This is a genomic window from Kitasatospora sp. NPDC001547, assembly GCF_042894165.1.
In the GTDB taxonomy this organism is placed as follows: domain Bacteria; phylum Actinomycetota; class Actinomycetes; order Streptomycetales; family Streptomycetaceae; genus Kitasatospora.
This window is the reverse complement of the sequence record NZ_JBIAVL010000015.1, coordinates 32,933-52,870: the sequence shown is the minus strand read 5'-3', so window position 1 is coordinate 52,870 and position 19,938 is coordinate 32,933. Positions and strand designations below refer to the sequence as shown.

At 74.9% G+C, this 19,938-nt stretch carries 17 protein-coding genes; 13 read left to right on the top strand and 4 right to left on the bottom strand.

The window, feature by feature from the left end; translation table 11 throughout:
* The first annotated feature begins 16 nt into the window (after positions 1-16).
* Positions 17-1,033, top strand: a complete 1,017-nt coding sequence (locus ACFY0X_RS25555) for an NADPH:quinone oxidoreductase family protein (protein ID WP_387757855.1) — start codon at positions 17-19, stop codon at positions 1,031-1,033.
* 14 nt (positions 1,034-1,047) lie between these two features.
* Here ACFY0X_RS25555 and ACFY0X_RS25550 read toward each other — a convergent pair whose 3' ends face one another.
* On the bottom strand, positions 1,048-2,076 hold the full coding sequence (locus ACFY0X_RS25550) for a GlxA family transcriptional regulator (RefSeq protein WP_387757854.1): 1,029 nt from the start codon (positions 2,074-2,076) through the stop codon (positions 1,048-1,050).
* Positions 2,077-2,177: 101 nt separating this feature from the next.
* Between ACFY0X_RS25550 and ACFY0X_RS25545 the strand changes: the two genes are divergently transcribed.
* Positions 2,178-2,774, top strand: coding sequence for a cysteine hydrolase family protein (locus ACFY0X_RS25545; protein WP_387757853.1), 597 nt, complete (start codon positions 2,178-2,180; stop codon positions 2,772-2,774).
* Here ACFY0X_RS25545 and ACFY0X_RS25540 read toward each other — a convergent pair.
* The gene (locus tag ACFY0X_RS25540) at positions 2,764-3,288 is read right to left on the bottom strand and encodes a hypothetical protein (protein WP_387757852.1); all 525 of its coding nucleotides are present in this window, start codon (positions 3,286-3,288) and stop codon (positions 2,764-2,766) included. The two genes, ACFY0X_RS25545 and ACFY0X_RS25540, sit on opposite strands and share 11 nt — an antisense overlap.
* A 105-nt stretch (positions 3,289-3,393) precedes the next feature.
* The gene (locus tag ACFY0X_RS25535; protein WP_387757850.1) at positions 3,394-4,176 is read right to left on the bottom strand and encodes an SDR family oxidoreductase; all 783 of its coding nucleotides are present in this window, start codon (positions 4,174-4,176) and stop codon (positions 3,394-3,396) included.
* A gap of 103 nt (positions 4,177-4,279) precedes the next feature.
* Between ACFY0X_RS25535 and ACFY0X_RS25530 the strand changes: the two genes are divergently transcribed.
* A complete protein-coding gene (locus ACFY0X_RS25530) occupies positions 4,280-5,212 on the top strand; it encodes a sigma-70 family RNA polymerase sigma factor (RefSeq protein WP_387757849.1) in 933 nt (310 codons plus the stop codon).
* A 113-nt stretch (positions 5,213-5,325) separates the two neighbouring features.
* Here the strand turns inward: ACFY0X_RS25530 and ACFY0X_RS25525 are convergent, their stop codons facing one another.
* Complete coding sequence (locus ACFY0X_RS25525; protein WP_387757848.1) at positions 5,326-5,901, bottom strand: nucleosidase; 576 nt, start codon at positions 5,899-5,901, stop codon at positions 5,326-5,328.
* 345 nt (positions 5,902-6,246) lie between these two features.
* Here ACFY0X_RS25525 and ACFY0X_RS25520 point away from each other — a divergent pair, with 345 nt between their 5' ends.
* The 10 genes from ACFY0X_RS25520 to ACFY0X_RS25475 all read left to right on the top strand — a co-directional run bounded on the left by ACFY0X_RS25520 (position 6,247) and on the right by ACFY0X_RS25475 (position 19,911).
* Positions 6,247-7,728: a hypothetical protein gene (locus tag ACFY0X_RS25520; protein ID WP_387757846.1), complete on the top strand. Its 1,482-nt coding sequence runs from the start codon at positions 6,247-6,249 to the stop codon at positions 7,726-7,728.
* A 21-nt stretch (positions 7,729-7,749) separates the two neighbouring features.
* Entirely contained in the window at positions 7,750-8,727 is a 978-nt protein-coding gene (locus ACFY0X_RS25515; protein ID WP_387757845.1) for a glutamate ABC transporter substrate-binding protein, read from the top strand.
* 270 nt (positions 8,728-8,997) lie between these two features.
* On the top strand, positions 8,998-10,365 hold the full coding sequence (locus ACFY0X_RS25510; protein ID WP_387757844.1) for a hypothetical protein: 1,368 nt from the start codon (positions 8,998-9,000) through the stop codon (positions 10,363-10,365).
* A gap of 5 nt (positions 10,366-10,370) precedes the next feature.
* Positions 10,371-12,977, top strand: coding sequence for a tetratricopeptide repeat protein (locus ACFY0X_RS25505; protein ID WP_387757843.1), 2,607 nt, complete (start codon positions 10,371-10,373; stop codon positions 12,975-12,977).
* A 3-nt stretch (positions 12,978-12,980) separates the two neighbouring features.
* On the top strand, positions 12,981-14,318 hold the full coding sequence (locus tag ACFY0X_RS25500; protein ID WP_387757842.1) for a protein phosphatase 2C domain-containing protein: 1,338 nt from the start codon (positions 12,981-12,983) through the stop codon (positions 14,316-14,318).
* A gap of 109 nt (positions 14,319-14,427) precedes the next feature.
* Positions 14,428-15,783 (top strand): VWA domain-containing protein, encoded by a 1,356-nt coding sequence (locus ACFY0X_RS25495; protein ID WP_387757841.1) that lies wholly within the window; start codon positions 14,428-14,430, stop codon positions 15,781-15,783.
* Positions 15,784-15,856: 73 nt separating this feature from the next.
* A complete protein-coding gene (locus ACFY0X_RS25490; protein WP_387757839.1) occupies positions 15,857-17,137 on the top strand; it encodes an FHA domain-containing protein in 1,281 nt (426 codons plus the stop codon).
* Positions 17,138-17,336: 199 nt separating this feature from the next.
* Positions 17,337-18,254 (top strand): ABC transporter ATP-binding protein, encoded by a 918-nt coding sequence (locus tag ACFY0X_RS25485; protein WP_387757838.1) that lies wholly within the window; start codon positions 17,337-17,339, stop codon positions 18,252-18,254.
* Entirely contained in the window at positions 18,251-19,387 is a 1,137-nt protein-coding gene (locus ACFY0X_RS25480; protein ID WP_387757837.1) for an ABC transporter permease, read from the top strand. The genes ACFY0X_RS25485 and ACFY0X_RS25480 overlap by 4 nt, the downstream gene beginning before the upstream one ends.
* A gap of 119 nt (positions 19,388-19,506) precedes the next feature.
* Positions 19,507-19,911: a globin gene (locus tag ACFY0X_RS25475; RefSeq protein ID WP_387757836.1), complete on the top strand. Its 405-nt coding sequence runs from the start codon at positions 19,507-19,509 to the stop codon at positions 19,909-19,911.
* Positions 19,912-19,938: the final 27 nt, after the last annotated feature.

Genomic DNA, 19,938 nt, shown 5'->3' with positions numbered 1-19,938 from the left:
CTCCTACGTTGCGTGCATGGAGATCGACGAGCAGCAGAACACCACCGAGCAGACGATGCGAGCGCTGGTCCAGCGGTCGCACGGAGGACCGAAGGATCTGGACCTCGCGACCGATCACCCCCGCCCCACCCCGGGACCCGGCGAGTACCTCATCCGCGTGGGCGCCGCCGGTGTCAACTTCGCCGACGTCATGCAGACCCGTGGAACGTACGGAGGTGGGCCGCAGGCGCCCTACGTGGCGGGCTTCGAGGCCGCCGGCGAAATCGTGGGTGTCGGCCCGGAGGTCGAGAGCCCGCTGCCGCTCGGCACCCGCGTCGTCGGAGCCGGTCCGGGTGCTTTCGCGCAGTACATGACGATGCCGGCCGCAGGGGTGCTTCCCGTGCCTTCCGGATGGAGCGACGCCCAGGCCCTCGGTCTCGTGTTGAACTGGGCCACCGCGCTGGCGGCGCTGAAGCCGTTGGGCGAGATCAAGGCGGATGAGGTGGTGCTCGTCCACGCCGCGGCCGGAGGTGTGGGGCAGGCCGCGGTCCGCCTCGCCCGCCACTACGGTGCGCGCGTGATCGCCACGGCATCACCAGCCAAGCACGACACCGTCAGAGCGCTCGGCGCCGACGAGGTCCTGGACAGCCGACGCCCCGATCTGGCGGAGGAGATCACCCGCCTGACCGGAGGCGTCGACCTGGTCCTGGAATCGGTGGGACGGGCCACGTTCGAGGTGAGCCTGTCGGTCACGAAACCCTTCACCGGACGCGTCGTCGTGTTCGGTGCCGCTTCCGGCGACGCCACGCTGACCACACACGATCTGGTCTTCACCCATCAGGTGCAGGTCAAGGGTCTGCACATCGGTGCGCTGGCGACCAGAGCCCCGGCCCTCTACCGGTCGTTGCTCGTCGAGATCGAGTCGCTCATCGCCCACGGCGTGTACCCGCCCGGCACCCCCCGGCTTCATCCTCTGGCCGAGGGGCCGGCAGCGCTGCGACAACTCGAAGCGGGCCGGACCCGGGGGAAGCTCGCCCTCGATCCGTGGCGCTAGGAACCGGCTGCGCCTCATCGCGGTGCTCCGCCGTCCCCGACAGATGGCTGCGGCGCGTGCGGCGATGCCGACATCGCCCGATCGCCCTCGTCGCGGCCGCGGAAGGCACGGCGGTACTCCCGCGGGGCGACGCCCACCCGGGCGGTGAAGACCGGGCGCAGGGAGACGGCGGAGGCGAAGCCGCAGTGGGTGGCGACGGTGTCGACGGGGAGGTCGGTCTCCTCCAGGAGGCGCTGGGCGGTGAGGACGCGCTGGTCGAGGAGCCAGCGCACCGGGGTGGTGCCGGTGGTGGCGGTGAAGCGGCGGGCGAAGGTGCGTTCGGACATCAGGACGGCGGCGGCCATCCGGCGGACCGTCCACGGGGTGTCGAGGGAGGCCAGGACCTCGGCGCGCAGGCGGGCCAGCGGGTCGTCGTCGGTGGCGGCGTCCGGGACCGGCGTGGGGATGAACTGGGCCTGGCCGCCCGCCCGGAAGGGGGCGGTGACCATGGCGCGGGCGATGGTGGCGGCGGCCTGCTGGCCGTGGGCGGTGCGGACCAGGTGGAGGCAGAGGTCGATGCCCGCCGCGACGCCGGCCGAGGTCCACAGGCCGTCGCCGCCGGTGAACAGCACCTCGGGCCGGACCGTCACCGCCGGGAAGCGGCGGGCGAGTTCGGGGGCCAGCGCCCAGTGGGTGGTGGCCTCCCGGCCGTCCAGCAGGCCGGCCTCGCCGAGGACGAAGGCGCCCGCGCAGAGCGAGGCGATCGGGACACCGGCGGCGGCGACGGCCCGCAGGGCCGCCAGGACCTCGGGGCTCCGCCGCGCGGCCGCGTCCTCGACGCCCGGCACCACCACCAGGTCGCAGTCGGCCAGCGCCGCCGGCCCGTGGTCGGGGACGCGTTCCAGCCCGCCGCCCAGCCGCACCCGGGCCCCCTCGGGCCCGCAGACCCGCAGGTCGAAGACGGGCAGACCGGGCCGGGAGCTCCGGTTCGCCCACACCTCGCCGATCACCGCGTAGTCGAAGGCCCGGACACCGTCGAAGATCAGGCAACCCACCGTTCGCATGGCAGGAAACCTAGAGCAGGAACACCCCTGGCAGGAATCCATCGATGGGTGACTTCTCTGCCCATCACGCCTCCCCCGCCCCACCGACCACCATGGAGGACATGACGAACACCGACGCCTTCGACGCCCCGCTCACCCTCGACAACGACGCCGTCCTGCTGCTCATCGACGTCCAGAAGGGCTTCGAGGACAGCGCCTTCTGGGGCCCCCGCGACAACCCGCAGGCCGAGCAGCGGATGGCCGAGCTGATCGCCGCCTGGCAGGCCACCGGCCGCCCGGTCGTCACCGTGCAGCACGCCTCCGCGCGCGGCCCGCTGGTCGAGGGCACCCCGGGGTACGAGCTGAAGGACTTCGTCGCCGAGGTCACCCCCGATCTGCACATCACCAAGACCGTCAACAGCGCCTTCTACGGCACCCCCGACCTGCACGCCTGGCTCCAGGAGCGCGGCGCCCGGCAGCTCGTGGTCACCGGGATCATCACCAACGTGTGCAACGAGACCACCGCCCGGATGGCCGGCAACCTCGGCTACGACGCGATCTTCCCCACCGACGCCATGCACTCCTTCGACATGACCGGCCCCGACGGCACCACCGTCCCCGCCGCCGACCTCGCCCGCGCGACCGCCACCACCCTGCACGCGATGCGCTTCGCCAAGGTGGTGACGACGGACCAGGTGCTCCAGGCCGCTAAGGCCTGAGCAGCGGCCGGTACGCGTTCCCCTCCTCCGCGTTGAGCAGCACGTACGAGGCCCCGAGGCCCAGCGCGAGCTCCCGCAGTCGCGCCAGGGCCTCGGCCGTGGAGGGGACGTCGAGCCCGAGCGCGGCGGCCGCCGCGTCCCGCTCGGCGAGCAGGCCGGGCTCGTCCTCCAGGTACTCCTCGGCCGCCTCCAGGCTCTCCCCGACCGTCAGCCGCGGGCAGTCCCGCCACCACGGCACCGCCAGCAGCAGCCGGACCAGCTCCGGCACCCCGACGGCCAGCAGCGCCGCGCCGCCCTCGGAGTCGGCGTACAGCACCGGCCGCTCCTCGCCGCCCTCGCCGCAGAGGAAGTAGGTGCCGCCCGCGCCGTCCTTGGCCACCGGCTCCAGGGCCGCGCCCGAGGCGAGGACGACCTCCTCGACGTGCCGGTAGCTGCGGGAGGGGTCGAACTCGCCCGGCCAGGCCAGGAAGTCGGCAGTGGCGGAGTCGGCGCGGATCGCATCGAGGAGGGACATGACCGCACCCTACGGCGCGCCCCGGACGGCCGGGCGGCCGGACAGCCGGGCGGCCCGAACCGAACCCGCGGCACCGCGGCACCACGGCGCCGCGGCACCCCGGCCTCAGGACGCCAGCCGCTCCGCCAGGTACTCCTCCCAGGTCCGCCGCCCGTGCTCGGCCCCCGTCAGGGTCAGGTTGTCCCCCGCCCGGTACGCCCGCCCGACCTTGCCCGGCACCCGCACCGGCAGCTGCCGGCGGCTGCGGCCGCGCGCCGCGAGGTAGCCGCGGGTCAGCTCGCGCATCTCGTACACCGTGGGACCGGCCAGGTCGGGCACCATCCCGGCCGGCTCGTCGAGCGCCAACTCCACCAGCCGGGCGGCGACTTCCCGCACGTCCACCGGCTGCCAGCGCACCCCGCCGGGGGCCGGCACGAGCGGCAGCTTGGCCATCTTCTCGGCCACCGTGAACGCCAGGTCGTGGAACTGCGCGGCCCGCAGGATCGTGTACGGCAGGCCCGAGTCGGCGACCGCCCGCTCGGCGGCGTGCTTGGCCCGGAAGTAACCGAGCGGCAGCCGGTCGGCGCCGATCACCGAGATGTACACCAGGTGCCGCACCCCGGCCCGCTGGGCGGCGGCGACCAGCAGCCGGGTGGCGACGTCGTCGCCCTTGGGGCCGCCCGCCAGGTGCAGCACGGTGTCCACACCCGCCAGCGCCTCGTCCAGCCGCCCGGCCGCCGTCGCCGCGTCCCCGAGCAGGTCGCCGCGCACGTACGCCACGCCGTCGGCGGCCGGGCGCTCCTGGCGGCTGAGCACGCGCACCGGCAGCCCGGCCGCGCGCAGCAGCGGGACCACCTGCCGGCCCAGGGTGCCGGTACCGCCGGTGACCAGCACGGTCCGCTTCGTCATGATCGTCTCCGATTCGTCCCGGGAGGGGAGTTGATCTCCCCGCCGCAGCCGTTGTTGGGTGACTCCTGCTGCCCTGACCCCTGGCGACGAAGGAATGTGACACGTGGACGAGAAGGCGGACGAGAAATCTGCCCGAGCCCTGCTCTTCGAGGAGCACCGCCCGCACCTGCGCGCGGTCGCGTACCGGATGCTCGGCTCGATCAGCGAGGCCGAGGACGCCCTCCAGGAGGCCTGGCTCCGCTACGACCGCACCGACACCGCCGACGTGGCCAACCTCGGCGGCTGGCTGACCACGGTGGTCTCGCGGGTCTGCCTGAACCTGCTGCGCGCCCGCGCCCAGCGCCGCGAGGAGCCGCTGGAGCCCGCCGGGCCGGACGGCGAGCCGGGCCCGCCGCGCATCCCCGACCCGCTGCTGCGGCGCGAGGACGTGGTGGACCCGGAGCAGGAGGTGATGCTCGCGGACTCGGTCGGACTGGCGCTGATGGTGGTGATGGAGTCGCTCTCGCCCGCCGAACGGGTCGCCTTCGTGCTGCACGACCTGTTCGCGGTGCCGTTCGAGGAGATCGCCCCGCTGATCGAGAAGACCGCCGCCGCCACCCGCCAGCTGGCCAGCCGGGCCCGCCGCAAGGTCCAGGGGCAGGCTCCCGCGCCCGACCCGGACCTCGGCCGGCAGCGGGTGGCCGTGGACGCGTTCTTCGCCGCCGCCCGCCACGGCGACCTGGACGCGCTGCTCGCCGTCCTCGACCCGGACGTGGTGCTGCGCTCGGACGGCGGCGCGGTGATGGCCCGGCACACGGTGGTGCTCTCCGGCGCCGCCACGGTGGCCGGCCAGGCCGTCCTGTGGGGCACCCTGTCGCCGTTCGCCCGCCCGGCGCTGGTCAACGGCACCGCGGGCGCGGTGGTCATCGGCGACAACGGGCGGGCGCTGTCGGTCATGGCGTTCACCGTGGTGGACGGCGCGATCGTCGCGATCGACGTGCTCACCGACCCGGACCGGCTGGCGGCCCTGGACCTCTCGGCCTTCCGGGACCGGTAGGACGCCCGGAAGCGGCGACGGAACGGGGTGGGGAGGCCGCTGCCTCCCCACCCCGTTCCGTCGTTCTTCCGCCGCCCTCGGCGCCCGACGGCGCCGCCCAGCCGCGCGCGGCGTCACCAGCCCTGCGCGACCACCCAGTCCGCGAGGTGCCGGGCGCACCCGTCGACCGCTTCCTTCCAGGTGTGCCCCGCGCCGTCCCCGGCCTCGTCGCTGACGTGCTTGACCAGCCGCACCGGCACCCCGGCCCGGTGCGCGACGGTGGCGACGGCGTAGCCCTCCATGTCCACCAGGTCGGCGTGCTCGGCGAGCCGGTCGCGGGCGTCCGTGTCGGAGACGAAGAGGTCGCCGGTGGCCAGCACCGGCCCGTCGCCCTTGCCGATCACCAGCGGGGCGCCGTACTCGCGCCCGGTGAGCGCGTGCAGGGCGGCGGTGTCGAGGTCGTGCTGGATCACCTGGACCACGTGGTGGGTGCCCTCCCAGCCGGGGCGCAGCGCGCCGGCCGTACCGAGGTTGATCACCTCGGAGGGCTTCTCGCCCTGGGCGAGCACGGTGGCCAGCGCGACGGCGGCGTTGACCTTCCCGATCCCGGTGAGCAGCACGGGCAGGCGGTCGTCCAGGTGGGCGGCCTCCTCGCGCACGGCGACGACGAGCAGCGGACGGTCGGGCGAGATCGTTCCAAGCAGGCGCATGCCCCCATCGTACGGAGCGAGGGGGTGCCGCACCCGTGATTGCCCGCCGGTGAACGGACCCCCGCGTTCCGCCCGGTCGGGGAACCGCGTAGGGTGCGGGCCGCGTCGGACGGTTCGCCGCCTCGCGGGGCGACGGGCGGGAGCGGCGGGAACGGCGGGAGCGGTTCGGCCCGTACCGGCGGCCCGGGCAGCACCGGCCGCACCAGCGGCACGAGCCGTCCCGGGGAGCGTGCACGACATGCTCAAGTCCGGCGCAAGTCGGGTGTGGTCGGGGGGAGTCACGGCCATACTGCTGCCATCGGTCGGGCCCCGGAACGGGCCGGGCCACAGGGGAGGATGAGTCGGGTGGCAACACCAGTAGGCAACGGCACGCCCGGCGCCGCGGGCGCGGCCGTGGCGACGGCCGGGCCGACGGCGGCCGGTTCGGGGGCCCCGGCCGTCCCCGGAGCGGCCCCGCTCGCGGCGCCCGGACCTGGCGGGGCGCCCGCGAAGCGCCCCCCGGCGGCCGTCGCCACCGGCGTGCGCGCCCGGCTCGCACAGGCCACCCGCACGCCGCCCGGCCGGCTGCGCCTGGCCGGAGTGCTGCTCGCCGTGCTCACCGTCGCCTTCGGCGGGCTCACCGCCTGGCAGTTGGAGACCAGGGCGCAGGCCGCCGACCGGGTGGTCTCGTACAGCCAGCCGCTCAGCCGGGACGCCGCCGAGATCCACCGCAACCTGGCCGACGCCGCCACCACCGCGGCGAGCGGATTCCTGCTGGCCGGCGCCGAGCCCGAGGCGGTCCGCGGCCGCTACGAGCAGGACATCGCCAGCGCCGCCAAGCTGATCGCCCAGGCCGCCGCCCGGACCACGGCGACCTCCCCCGCGCAGGGCTCGCTCGCCCGGCTGAACCAGCAACTCCCGGCCTACGCCGGCCTGGTGGAGACGGCACGGGCCGACAACCGGCAGGGCATCCCGCTCGGCGGCGCCTACCTGCGGTACGCCTCCGAGCAGATGCAGACCGTGCTGCTGCCGGCCGCCGCCGAACTGGCCGCCGTGGAGAACCGGGAGCTGGCCGACGACTACGCCGAGGCCAGGGCGGTGCCGTGGGCGGCGTACGGCCTGGCGGTGGTCACCCTGGCCGCGCTGGCCTGGGTGCAGCTGACGCTGTTCCGCCGCACCAACCGGGTGTTCAACATCGGGCTGCTGGGCGCCACCGCCGCCGTCCTGTCCGGCGCGCTGTGGCTGACCGTCACCGGACTGGCCACCAATTCGGCGCTCCAGCAGAGCCGGCGCGAGGGCGCGGCCCCGCTGCGGGCGCTCAACTCCGCCCGGGTGGACGTGCTGACCGCCCGGCTGGCGGAGAACCTGCACTTCGTCGCCCGCGGCTCGACCACCCGGTACGCCGAACAGTGGACGAAGGCCACCGAGCACCTGGCCGGCTCCGAGGGCCTCCCGCCGGACCGCTCCGACGGCTCGCTGCCGGAGGCCGCCCAGCTGGCGCCGTCGGCCGCCGTGGCGAGCGTCCGGGACGCCGCGCAGCAGTTCGACGAGTGGCGCCGGCGGCACGACGCGGCCCGGGCGCAGGAGGTCGAGAACGCCGACTACCAGGGCGCCCTGGAGGCCACCGTGACGGCCAGGGGCGACGCGGCCACCGCCGACGCCGCCTTCGACGCCACCGACAAGGCGCTCGCCCGGGCCGCCGACATCGAGCAGGACCGCTTCACGCAGGCCGCCGAGGGCACCGGCGGGGACCTGCGCGCCGCCGCCGTCGCCACCGCGCTGCTCGGCCTGCTGGCCGCGGCCGCCGCGCTGCGGGGCCTGGGCCGGCGACTGGCCGAGTACCGGTAACGGGCGAGGGGAGACCGACCGATGCGCAACAGGGGTTCCAGGAGAAGGACCAGGCCCGCCGCCGCGCTGGCCCTGCTGGCGGCCGGCGCGGCCGTGCTCGCCGGGGGCGGGCCGGTCGGCGCCGCGCCGACGGCCGCGACCGCGCCGACGGCCGCGACCGCGCCGACGGCCGTCCAGCAGGAACAGCAGGAGCAGCAGGAGCAGGCCGACGGCTGCGACGTGTACAGGAGCGTGCCGCCGAGCAGCGAGGACGGACCGGCCGTGAAGGCCGTCAAGGACAAGCGCAGCCTGGTGATCGGGGTGGACCAGAACAGCTACCGCTGGGGCGCCCGCAACCCGAACACCGGCCAGATCGAGGGCTTCGACATCGACCTCGCCCGGGCGATCGGCGCGGCCGTCATGGGCGACCCGGAGAAGGTGGTGCTCAAGCCGGTGGCCACGGCCGACCGGATCGACGCCATCAAGAAGCGCCGGGTCGACCTGATCGTCCGCACCATGACGATCAACTGCAAGCGGATGGAGGACGTCGCCTTCTCCAAGCCGTACTTCAACATCAGCCAGCGCGTCCTGGTGCCGAAGACGTCACCGGCGAAGAACATCGACGACGCGGTCAGGGACCGGAGGGTCTGCGCCGCCGACGGCTCCACCGCGCTGAACATCGTCAAGGAGAAGAACACCGCCCGACAGGTCGTCACGGTGGAGAACCAGCTGGACTGCCTGGTCCTGATGCAGCTCGGCAAGGTCGACGCCGTCATGACCGACAACGGTCTGGCGGCCGGCCAGGCCGCGCAGGACCAGACCGTGCGGATCGTGGACGGCGAGGCCCAGCCGGAGGTGATCGGCGTCGCCATGTCGAAGGACGGCACCGACCTGACCGCCCGGGTGAACCAGGTGCTGGCCGACTACTACGCGCGCGGCGACTGGGCCCGTTCGTACGAGCACTGGCTCAAGCCGTACATGCTCAACGAGGCCGAGCACTACTGGCCGGGCACCCGCTGAGCCGGCCGGCGGCGACGGGGCGCACGGCCCCGCGGGCAGCCCGGAGGACGGCCCGACGGGCGACGCGGAGGACGGCGCGGGAGAGGTAGCGCACGCGCCGTCAGCGGGGCGTTGACGGCAGGTGGACGCCCCGCGCCCGCTCCGCCCGAACGGCCACCGGCTAGGGTTCGGGACGATCACCGCGGGGAGACCGGTGGTGGACACGGGGGTTGTCGTGGGACCGCACGTCAGGAACGTCGGGATCGCACGCGAGGAAGGAAGGACACCGCGGTGGCGGCATCGGCTGGCCCGGTACTGAGCCGGGAGGAGGTCGACCGCGCGCTCGCCCGCCTCGGCGCGGAGCGGGACGCGGTCGAGTCGGCGCTGCTCGCCCTCCAGGACCACGCGGGCCTGCGGCTGCTGGACGGCGCCGAGCTGTCCGGACGCACCCTGGAGCGCTGGTCGGTGGCCGGCCGGGGCCTGCCGCTGCTCTGGGCGCTGTTCGACCGCTACTCCGAGGCGCTGGCCTCGGCCCGCGCCGTCCGGGCCCGCAAGGCCAAGCCCGGCGCGCCCGAACTCGCCGAGCTGAGCGAACTGCTGACCGGCGACGCGGTGACCGTCCCGGGCGGGGTGGCGCCGGACGGCCCGCAGGTCCTCGGCGCGCCGGCCAAGCTGGTCGAACGGATCAGCCTGGACGCGCTGATGGCCCGGATGAACTCCTGGTACGCCACCGTGCTGGAGGTGGTCAGCGCCGCCGACGCGGTCTGGTCGGCCCTGCCGGCCCGGATCGACCTGCTGCTGGCCGAGCTCCAGCGGGTGCGCACCCTGGCCGCCTCGCTCGGCGTGCGCACCGGCGGCCACCCGCTGGCCGACGACCTGGCCGGGATCGAGAAGGACCTCACCGCGCTGCGCGCCGAGGTGCGCGGGGACCCGCTGGCGCTGTGGCGCCCGGCCCGGGTGCCCGCCCAGCGCGGCACGGTCCCGGAGGGCTCGGCCTTCGCCGGGCCGGCCGGGGTGGTGGACACCGAGCGGTTCGACCGGGCCGGGCGGGCGCTGGACGGCGTCCGGCTGGAGCTGGAGGACCTGCTGCGGCTGCGCGACGAGGCCGAGGAGCGCCTCCAGGGCGTCGGCGACCTGCTCCAGCGGGCCGACGCCACGCTGGCCGAGGCCCGCCGGGCGCGCGGCGAGGTGCTGGCGAAGATAGCGTCCAGCGACGTCCCGGCGGTGCCCGGACCGGCCTCGGCGCTGCGCGAGCGGATCGTCGCCGCGCTGGACCTGCGCCAGGCCGGGCAGTGGGGCCGGCTGGCGCCGATGCTGGACGCGCTGGAGGACGCCGCCGCCAAGGAGCTGGGCCGGGCCCGGCAGTCGCTCACCGAGGTGACCCAGCCGCTGGCCGTCCGGGCCGAACTGCGCGGCCGGCTGGACGCCTACAAGGCGATGGCGGCCCGGCTGCGGGTCGCCGAGGACCCGGAAGTGATCGAGCGGTACGAGAAGGCGCGCTGGCTGCTGTGGAGCGCGCCCTGCGACCTGCGGGCGGCGGCCGCCGCGGTGGCCCGGTTCCAGCAGTCGCTGCGGCCGGCCCCCACCGAGGCCGGGCCCGGGCAGGCTCAGGAGGGGGCCGGCCAGCCGCCGGCCGACGGACAGGTCCAGGGGGGCTGAGGGTGATGGGCGGGACGTGCGAACGGCCGGAGTGCTCCGGCAGCGGCAGGATCGACGCCGACGGCTACTGCGACGAGTGCGGGCTCGCCCCGGCGGGCCGGACCACCCCGACGCCCCCGGCGGCCGGGACCGCCGCGCCGCCCCAGGCGTCCGGGACCGCCGGGGCGCTCCAGGCGTCCGGGGCGCTCCGGGCGGCCGGGACGTCCGGCTTCCGGGCCACGGCGGCCGGCCCCGGTTCGCCCTGCCCGCGCGACTGCTCCGGCACCGTCGACCCGGACGGCTACTGCGACGAGTGCGGCCTGACCCCGCCCGCCGGCGACACCGGCGCCACCCGGCCCCACGTCCCCTCCGCCCGGGTCTCCGCCGGCTCCGGCCCGCACGGCTCGGCCCGCTCGGCGTCGACCCGCACCGGCTCGGCCCGCTCGATGTCCGGCCGCTCCCGCTCGCACCGCTCCACCCGCACCGGCAGCGGCCGCTCGCTCTCGGTCCGCTCCACCCGGGGCGGCGTCAGCGCGGGCACCCGCAGCCGGCTGGGCGCCGGCCTGGTCACCGTGCCCACCGTCGAGGCGGCCGACCCGGCCCGGGCGGTGCTGGCCGACCCCGAGGTGCCCGAGCGCAAGCGGTTCTGCTCCAAGTGCGACGCCCCGGTGGGCCGGGAGAAGAACGGCCGCCCCGGCCGCCCGGACGGCTTCTGCACCAAGTGCGGAACGCCGTACTCGTTCACGCCCAAGCTGCGCCGCGGCGACCTGGTCGGCGGGCAGTACGAGGTGGTGGGCTGCCTGGCGCACGGCGGGCTCGGCTGGATCTACCTGGCGGTGGACCGGCGGGTCAACGACAAGTGGGTGGTGCTCAAGGGCCTGTTGGACACCGGGGACGAGGACGCGCTCGCGGTGGCCGTCGCCGAGCGGCGCTTCCTGGCCGAGGTGGACCACCCGAACATCGTCCGGATCATCAACTTCGCCGAGCACCCGGACCTGCGCACCGGCTCCACCGACGGCTACATCGTGATGGAGTACGTCGGCGGGAAGTCGCTCAAGGACATCGCCAACGAGCGCCGCACCCAGGACGGCCGGCGCGAGCCGCTGCCGGTCGAGCAGGCGATCGCGTACGCGCTGGAGGCGCTGCCCGCCCTGGGCTACCTGCACGGCCGGGGCCTGGTGTACTGCGACTTCAAGATCGACAACGTGATCCAGAGCGGCGACGCGCTCAAGATCATAGACATGGGCGCGGTCCGCCGGCTCGACGACGACGGCCCGATCTACGGCACCATCGGCTACCAGGCCCCGGAGATCGCCACCGACGGCCCCTCCGTCGCCTCCGACCTGTACACCGTGGCCCGCACCCTCGCGGTGCTCACCTTCGACTTCCAGGGCTACAGCGGCACCTACCGCGACTCGCTGCCCGGCCCCGAGCAGGTCGAGGTCTTCGCCCGGTACGAGTCGTACTACCGCTTCCTGGTCCGCGCCACCGACCCGGACCCGGCGCGCCGCTTCGCCTCCGCCGAGGAGATGGCCGACCAGCTCACCGGCGTGCTGCGCGAGGTCCTGGCCTTCCAGGACGACCGGCCCCGGCCCGCGCCGTCCACCCTGTTCGGTCCCGAACTACGCGTCGTGGACACCGAGTTGGTCCTGCCCACCGAGCAGCCCGGGCAGCTGCGGGTGGCCCCGCTGGACCCGGCCGCCGCCGCCCTCGCGCTGCCCGTCCCCCGGGTCGACCCCGGCGACCCCAACGCCGGGTTCCTGGCCGTCCTGGTCACCCCCGACCCCGGGGAGACCCTCGCCGCGCTGGCCGCCGCACCCGCCGTCTCACTGGAGAGCCGGCTGCGCGAACTGCGCGCCCTGCTCGAACTCGGCCGCCACGACGAGGCGGTGGGCCGCCTCGCCGAGCTGGAGCGGGACCAGCCGGACGACTGGCGGGTGGTCTGGTACCGCGGCCTGACCGCACTGGTCGGCGGCTCGTCCGACACGCCTCGGGCCGAGGGGCGCGCCGACGCCCTGCGGATCGCCGCCGAGGCCTTCGACGCGGTCTACGACGCCTTCCCCGGCGAGGCCGCCCCCAAGCTGGCCCTCGCCGTCTGCGCCGAACTGCTCGGCGACGGCGGCGACGCGGCCGAGTTCTACCGGCTGGTGTGGGCCACCGACCACGCCTACCTGAGCGCCGCCTTCGGGCTGGCCCGGGTCCGGCTGGCCGAGGAGGACCGGACCGGCGCGGTCCGCGTCCTGGAGACCGTCCCGGCCACCTCCAGCCAGTACACCGCCGCCCGGATCGCCGCCGTCCGGGCCCGGCTGCGCGAGCGCCGGCCCACCGACGACCTGGCCGCCGACCTCGGCGCGAGCTCCGCGCAGCTGACCGCGCTGCGGCTGGACGCCCGCCGCCGCGAGGAGCTCTCAGTCGAGGTGCTCGACGCGGCCCTCGGCTGGGTCGGCGCCGAGGCGGCCGCCGGCCGGCGGGCCACCGACCTGGTGGTACTGGGACGTCCCGCACAGGAGCGGGAACTGCGCTTCGCCCTGGAACAGTCCTACCGGGTACTCGCCCGGTTGGCCGACCGGGCGGAGACCAGGATCGAGATGGTGGAACGGGCCAACCGTGCCCGTCCCAGGACGTGGGTGTAGCAGATGCCGCAGCAGACCGAGTGCCCGAGCTGTTCGGAGCCGATGGACCCGGAGGACGCCTACTGCGGCTCCTGCGGGACCGGCCGGGACGGCCGGGCGGCCCCCGGCTCGATGCCGACCAGCTGGGCCGCCGCGCGCGGCGAGGCCGTACCGTCGCCGCGCGGTCCGGTCTGCGTGCACTGCGGGCAGCCGCAGGTCGCCGCGGACGGCTACTGCGAGGGCTGCGGCGGCGCCCAGCCGCGCCCGCGCGACCACATGGAGAAGTCGCTCGGCGGCGTCGCCGGGGTCAGCGACCGCGGCGTGCGCCACCACCGCAACGAGGACTCCTTCACCGTCGCCGCGACCTCGCTGCCCGGCGGCGAGCCGGTCGTGGTCGCCGTGGTGTGCGACGGCGTCTCCTCCTCCGACCGTCCGGACGAGGCCTCGGAGACGGCCGTGGACGCCGCCTCAGAGTCGCTGCTGACCGCCCTGGAGGCCGGCCGGGACGCGAACCAGGCGATGCGCCAGGCCATCGCCGACGCCGCGCAGGCCGTCGCCGACCTCGCCACCGACGGCGCCGGCCCCACCCGGCCCGACCTCAACGCGCCCGCCTGCACCTACGTCAGCGCGATAGCCGCGGGCGGGCGGGTCACCATCGGGTGGGTCGGCGACACCCGGGCGTACTGGATCCCGGACGACCGCGCCGCCGCCGAGCCGTTCCGGCTCACCCAGGACGACTCCTGGGCGGCCCGGATGGTCGAGGCCGGGCTGATGGGCGAGGCCGAGGCCTACGCCGACCCGCGCGCGCACGCGATCACCGGCTGGCTGGGCGCCGACGCCGAGGAGGTCGTGCCGCACACCCTCGACTTCACCCCGCACGTCCCCGGGGTGGTGCTGATCTGCACCGACGGGCTGTGGAACTACGCCGAGGCGGCCACCGACCTGGCGTACTACGTGCGCCCGGACGCCCGCACCGAACCGCTCGCCACGGCGCAGACCCTGGTGAAGTTCGCCGTCGCGGCCGGCGGCCACGACAACATCACCGTCGCCGTGCTGCCGATCGACCCGCCGGCCGCCGCCGTGGCGGAGGCCGAGCAGAGCCCGACCGCGCTGGACCTGCCGGTGGTCGTCCCCCGGCCCGCCGGTCCGCCGGCCGCGGAGGACGACGAGGCCTACGAGCCGACCCTGCCGGACATCCCGGTGATCGGCTCCCCCGCCGCCCCGCTGCCCCCGGCCCCGCCCGTGCCCCCGGCTCCGCCCGCACCCCAGGCTCCGCCCGTCCCGCCGACCGCCCCCGCGGCGCCCGCCCCGCCCGCCGTACCGCCCGTCCCGCCGCAGCCGCCGCACCCGCCGACGGCCTGACCGACCACCCCGCCGGACGCTCCGGCACCACGGCCCGCCGGCCCGTCCGGCGGGCCGCCCCACCGTCCTGAGCACGTCCACCCCTCACCCGACGGGAGCCGACCGCCCCATGGCAACACTGGCGAAGCCGAACCTGCCCAGGTTCGACGTGGAGATCTTCCAGAACGAGTACCTGGCGGACGGCGCCCGCGAGGTCAACGCCATCGTCACCGTCACCGCGACCGGCGGCGGCACCTCCGGCGGCCGGCCGCTCGGCTTCGCCGACGCCACCCCGGCGGGCGCCGGCACCGCGGCGGCCGTGGTCATCCTGGTGGACTGCTCGGGCTCGATGGACTACCCCAAGAGCAAGCTGAACGGCGCCCGCGAGGCCACCGCCGCCGCCATCGACGCGCTGCGCGACGGCACCGCCTTCGCCGTGGTCGCCGGCACCCACGAGGCCCGCGACATCTACCCCGGCGACGGCACCCTCGCCACCGCCTCGGCCGCCACCCGCCAGCAGGCCAAGGAGTCGCTGCGCCGGCTCACCGCGGCCGGCGGCACCGCGATGGGCACCTGGCTGGCCAAGGCCGACACGCTCTTCCTCACCCGCCGCGACATCGCCATCCGGCACGCCGTCCTGCTCACCGACGGCAACAACGAGCACGAGTCGGCCGAGGACCTGGCCCGCACCGTCGAGCGGGTGACCGGCCACTTCACCGCCGACTGCCGCGGCGTGGGCACCGACTGGCGGATCGACGAGCTGCGCCGGATCTCCTCGGCGCTGCTCGGCACCACCGACATCGTCGCCGAGCCCTCCGGCCTGGCCGAGGACTTCCGCTCGATGATGGCCGGCGCGATGGGCAAGCAGGTCGCCGACGTCGCGCTGCGGATCTGGACCCCGGCCAACGCCACGGTCAGGTTCGTCAAGCAGGTCGCCCCCGCGGTCGAGGACCTGACCTCCCGGCGCACCGACGCCGGCCCGCGGGCCGGCGACTACCCCACCGGCTCCTGGGGCGACGAGAGCCGCGACTACCACGTCTGCGTCGAGGTGCCGGCCGCCGCGGTCGGCAACGAGATGCTGGCCGCCCGGGTCAGCCTGGTGCTGCCCGAGCAGGTCGCCGGCGGCACCCCCGAGGTGCTCACCCAGGGACTGGTCAAGGCGGTCTGGACCGACGATCTGGCCTCCTCCACCCGGATCAGCCCGCAGGTCGCCCACTACACCGGGCAGGCCGAGCTCGCCTCCTCCATCCAGGAGGGCCTGGAGGCCCACCGGGCCGGGGACGTCGACCGCGCGACCGCCAAGCTGGGCGCCGCCGTCCGGATCGCCCACGCAACCGGGAACGACGGCACCTACAAGCTGCTCCAGAAGGTGGTGGACGTGGTGGACCCGAAGGAGGGTACGGTTCGGTTCCGTAAGAACGTGAGCGAGGCCGACTCGATGACCCTTGAGACCCGGTCGACCAAGACGGTACGTGTGAAGAAGTGACCGCTGAAGACGTGACCGGGCCGGCGCCCCGGCGCGACGCCGCACCGAGCCGGCCGGAAACGAGGGGGACCTGATGCCGATCTGCCCGAGGGGCCACGAGTCGCAGGCCGAGGACTGGTGCGACTTCTGCGGCTTCCCGATGACTCCGCCGGCCCCCGCCCCGGGGGCGCACGGCGGCTACCCGGGGGCGCCCGGGGGCGACCCCGCGCCCGGCGCGCACCCCGGATACCCGGGGCACGGCGGCGCCTCCTTCGGCGCGCCTCCGCCCCCGCCGCCGATGCCGCCGGGGGCCGTCCCGCCGCCCGGGGCGCCCCTGCCGCCCCCCGGCACCGTGCCGCCCCCGCCGCCGCACGGCGGCATGCCCCCGCACGGGGCCGTGCCCTCGCACGGAGCCGTCCCGCCGCAGGCCGGGCAGCAGGGCCTCACCGCGGGCCTGGTCGTCTGCCCGATCTGCCGCAGCCCGCAGACCGGACGGTTCTGCGAGGAGTGCGGCTACGACTACGAGCTCTCCACGCCCTCGCGCCGCCAGGTACCCGGCGCCGGCCACACCCCGCCCGGCCCGGCCCAGCAGCCGCCGCTGAACATCCCGGCGTCGTACGGCGGCACCCCGCCGCAGGACCCGTACGGGCAGCCGCCGTACGGGCAGCCGCCGGCCGCCCAGCAGGCCGTCGCCCCGCCCGTACCGCAGCAGCCGCAGGCCCCGGCGCACCAGCACACCTACGGCTACCCGCCCGCCCAGCCCGCCGGCGGCCCGGAGGGGTCCGCGCCGGAGGGCGCGTTCCCCGACAGCCCGGTGCGCGAGGACTCCGGCCCGGTGTACGCCCAGCCGGCCGGCCCCGGCCCGAACAGCCGCGGCGGCGACTTCGGCACCTCCTTCCACCTGGCCCCGCCGCAGCACCAGCAGCCCCAGCAGCCCCAGGAACCCGTTGCGGCCGAGCCGGTGCGGGCCAACTGGATCGCCGTGGTCTCGGCCGACCGGGACTACTTCACCGAGATGATGGCCCGCAGCGGCCCTGAGGCGGCCGGCCTGTTCTTCCCGCCGTACTGCCCCGAGCGCCGGATCCCGCTGACCGGCCGCGGCCAGCTGCGGATCGGACGGCGCAGCCAGCACCGCGGCACGGTGCCGGAGATCGACCTGTCCGTCCCGCCGGAGGACCCGGGCGCCTCGCACCAGCACGCGCTGCTCGCCGAACAGGCGGACGGCAGCTGGGTGCTGGTGGACCAGGACTCGACCAACGGCACCACCATGAACGGCGGCGCGGAGCCGGTCACCCCGCACACCGCGGTGCCGCTGAACGACGGCGACCGGATCCACATCGGCGCCTGGACCACCATCACCGTGCACCGGGGCTGACCGGGCCGCCGGCTGAAACGGCGTCCGCTGAAAGACCGTCGAAGGATTTTCTGATGGCCGGTCAGTGACAACTCCGGTCGGGCCGGGCGGAATTAGACATCCGCCCGGCCCGGCTTTGTTTCCCCGTTCCTCAAAATATCCGCAAATTCGTCGGCTCCGACGTGCACAGGAGGCTTCACAACCCCTAGGCTCAGGGCACATGACTGCTGCTATATCCGCTGACGGCATCCGCCAGCGGTACGGGGATGTGCAGGCTGTCGACGGGGTGTCCTTCACCGTCGAGGCCGGCGAGTTCTACGGGATCCTGGGCCCCAACGGGGCCGGGAAGACCACCACGATGGAGATCCTGGAAGGCGTTCGGAAGCCTGACGAGGGCCGGATCCAGCTGCTGGGCATGGAGCCCTGGCCGCGCAATCCGAAACTGCTGCCGCGAATCGGCGTGCAGTTCCAGGCGACCGCTTTCTTCCGGAAACTGACGGCCCGGGAGACCATCCGCACCTTCGCGTCGTTCTACGGGGTCGGCCCCAAGCGGGCCGACGCGATGCTGGAGCGGGTCGGCCTCTCGGAGAAGGCCGAGACCCACACCGACAAGATGTCCGGCGGCCAGGCCCAGCGCCTGTCGATCGCCTGCGCACTGGCCCACGACCCGGAGCTCGTCTTCCTGGACGAGCCCACCACCGGTCTGGACCCGCAGTCCCGGCGCAACCTCTGGGACCTCCTGCGGGACATCAACGCCGAGGGCCGCACGGTCGTGCTGACCACGCACTACCTGGACGAGGCCGAGGTGCTCTGCGACCGGGTCTCGATCATGGACCACGGCAAGATCCTCCACACCGGCGCCCCGGCGGCGCTGGTCCGCGAGATCGACGACACCGTCCGGATCAGCGTGGCCTCCGGCCAGCTCCCGCTGGACCGGGCCCGGGAGCTGCTCACCGCGGCCGGCGCGGACATCGCCACCCTGGAGGACGACACCGTCTCGCTCTCTGTCTCCACCCGCCTTCCGGCCCCGGTGCTCAGCGTCCTGGCCGAGCAGAACGCGCTGCGCGGCCTGGAAGTGCGCGGCGCCACCCTGGAGGACGTCTTCCTCCAGCTGACCGGACGGGAGTTCCGCGCATGACCGCCACCCTTCCCACCGAGCCGCAGGCCCCCGCCCGGCGCGGCGGCCCGGCCACCGGCGAGCGGGAGCGGGTCAGCGCGTTCTGGAGCCTGTCCCGCGCCATGCTGCTCGGGATGAAGCGAGACCGCACCGCGACCTTCTTCATCCTGCTGTTCCCGCTGGTGTTCCTGGTGTTCTTCGGCGCCGTGACCAAGGGCTCCGGCAGCCCGCACGCCAAGGTGGCGCAGGTCGGCGCGGTGAAGCTGTTCGACTCGATCCAGGGCGAGGACCGGGCCGGGCTGGAGAAGGTCCTCACCATCACGAAGACCGACGACGAGGCCGCCACGCTGGAGAAGGTCCGCAAGGGCGACTACGACGCGCTGATCAAGCAGGGCCCGGACGGCAAGGTCGAGCTGCGCTACACCGCCGCCGACCAGGTCCGCGCCGGCGCGCTCCAGGGCATCCTCAACTCGGTGGTCCAGAGCGCCAACCAGGCGGCCACCGGCCAGAAGCCGGCCTTCGTGCTGGACTCCCAGCAGGTCGAGGACAAGTCGCTCAAGCCGATCCAGTTCCTCACCCCCGGCCTGCTCGGCTGGGCCGTCGCCACCGGCGCGGTGTTCGGCGCGGCGCTGACGCTGGTCAACTGGCGCAAGACCAAGGTGCTGCGCCGGCTGCGGCTGGCACCGATCAGCGCGGGAACCGTGGTCAGCTCCCGGGTCCTGGTCTCGCTGCTGACCGCGTTCCTGCAGACCGCCGTCTTCCTGGTGGTCGCGACCAGCTTCTTCGGGCTCAAGCTCACCGGGAACTGGTGGCTGATCATCCCGCTGGTGGCCTGCGCGACGCTCGCATTCATGTCGATCGGCCTGCTGGCCGGTTCGGTCGCCAAGACCGAGGAGGCGGCCAACGGCATCTCGCAGATCATCGTGCTGCCGATGTCGTTCCTGTCCGGCTCGTTCTTCCCGATGGACGGCGCCCCGGACTGGCTGCAGGCCGTCTCCAAGGTCATGCCGCTGCACTACCTGGTCGACTCCGCCCAGTCGGTGCTCACCCGCGGCGGCGGCGTCATGGACGCCGTGCCGACCATGGGCGGCCTGCTGCTCTTCGCGGCCGTGCTGACCGGCATCTCCTGGAAGCTGTTCCGCTGGGAGGACTGACCCTCCTCCCCTGACGTCCATGCGACGCCCTCGGCCGGCGTCCGCCGGTCCGGTCCCGACGGGGTCGTACGCCTTTGGTCCCGGTGTACGACCCCGTCGGCGTCTGCGACCATGGTCGGGTGAGAGAGATCCGGCGAGGCACGTTGAGCGAGGAGACCTTCTACGACCAGGTCGGCGGTGAGCCGACCTTCCGGCGGCTGGCCCACCGGTTCTACGAAGGCATCGCCGAGGACGAGTTGCTGCGGCCGATGTACCCCGAGGACGACCTCGGGCCGGCCGAGGAGCGGATGGCCCTCTTCCTGATGCAGTACTGGGGCGGCCCGCGCACCTACAGCGACCGGCGCGGCCATCCGCGACTGCGGATGCGGCACGCGCCGTTCAAGGTCGACAAGGCCGCGCACGACGCCTGGCTCACCCACATGCGGGCGGCCGTGGCGAGCCTGGAGCTGCCGGCCGAGCACGAGCAGCAGCTGCTCGAGTACCTGACCTACGCCGCCGCCTCGATGATCAACACCCCGGGCTGAGCCCCCACCGGGCCCCTGGGGGTCACC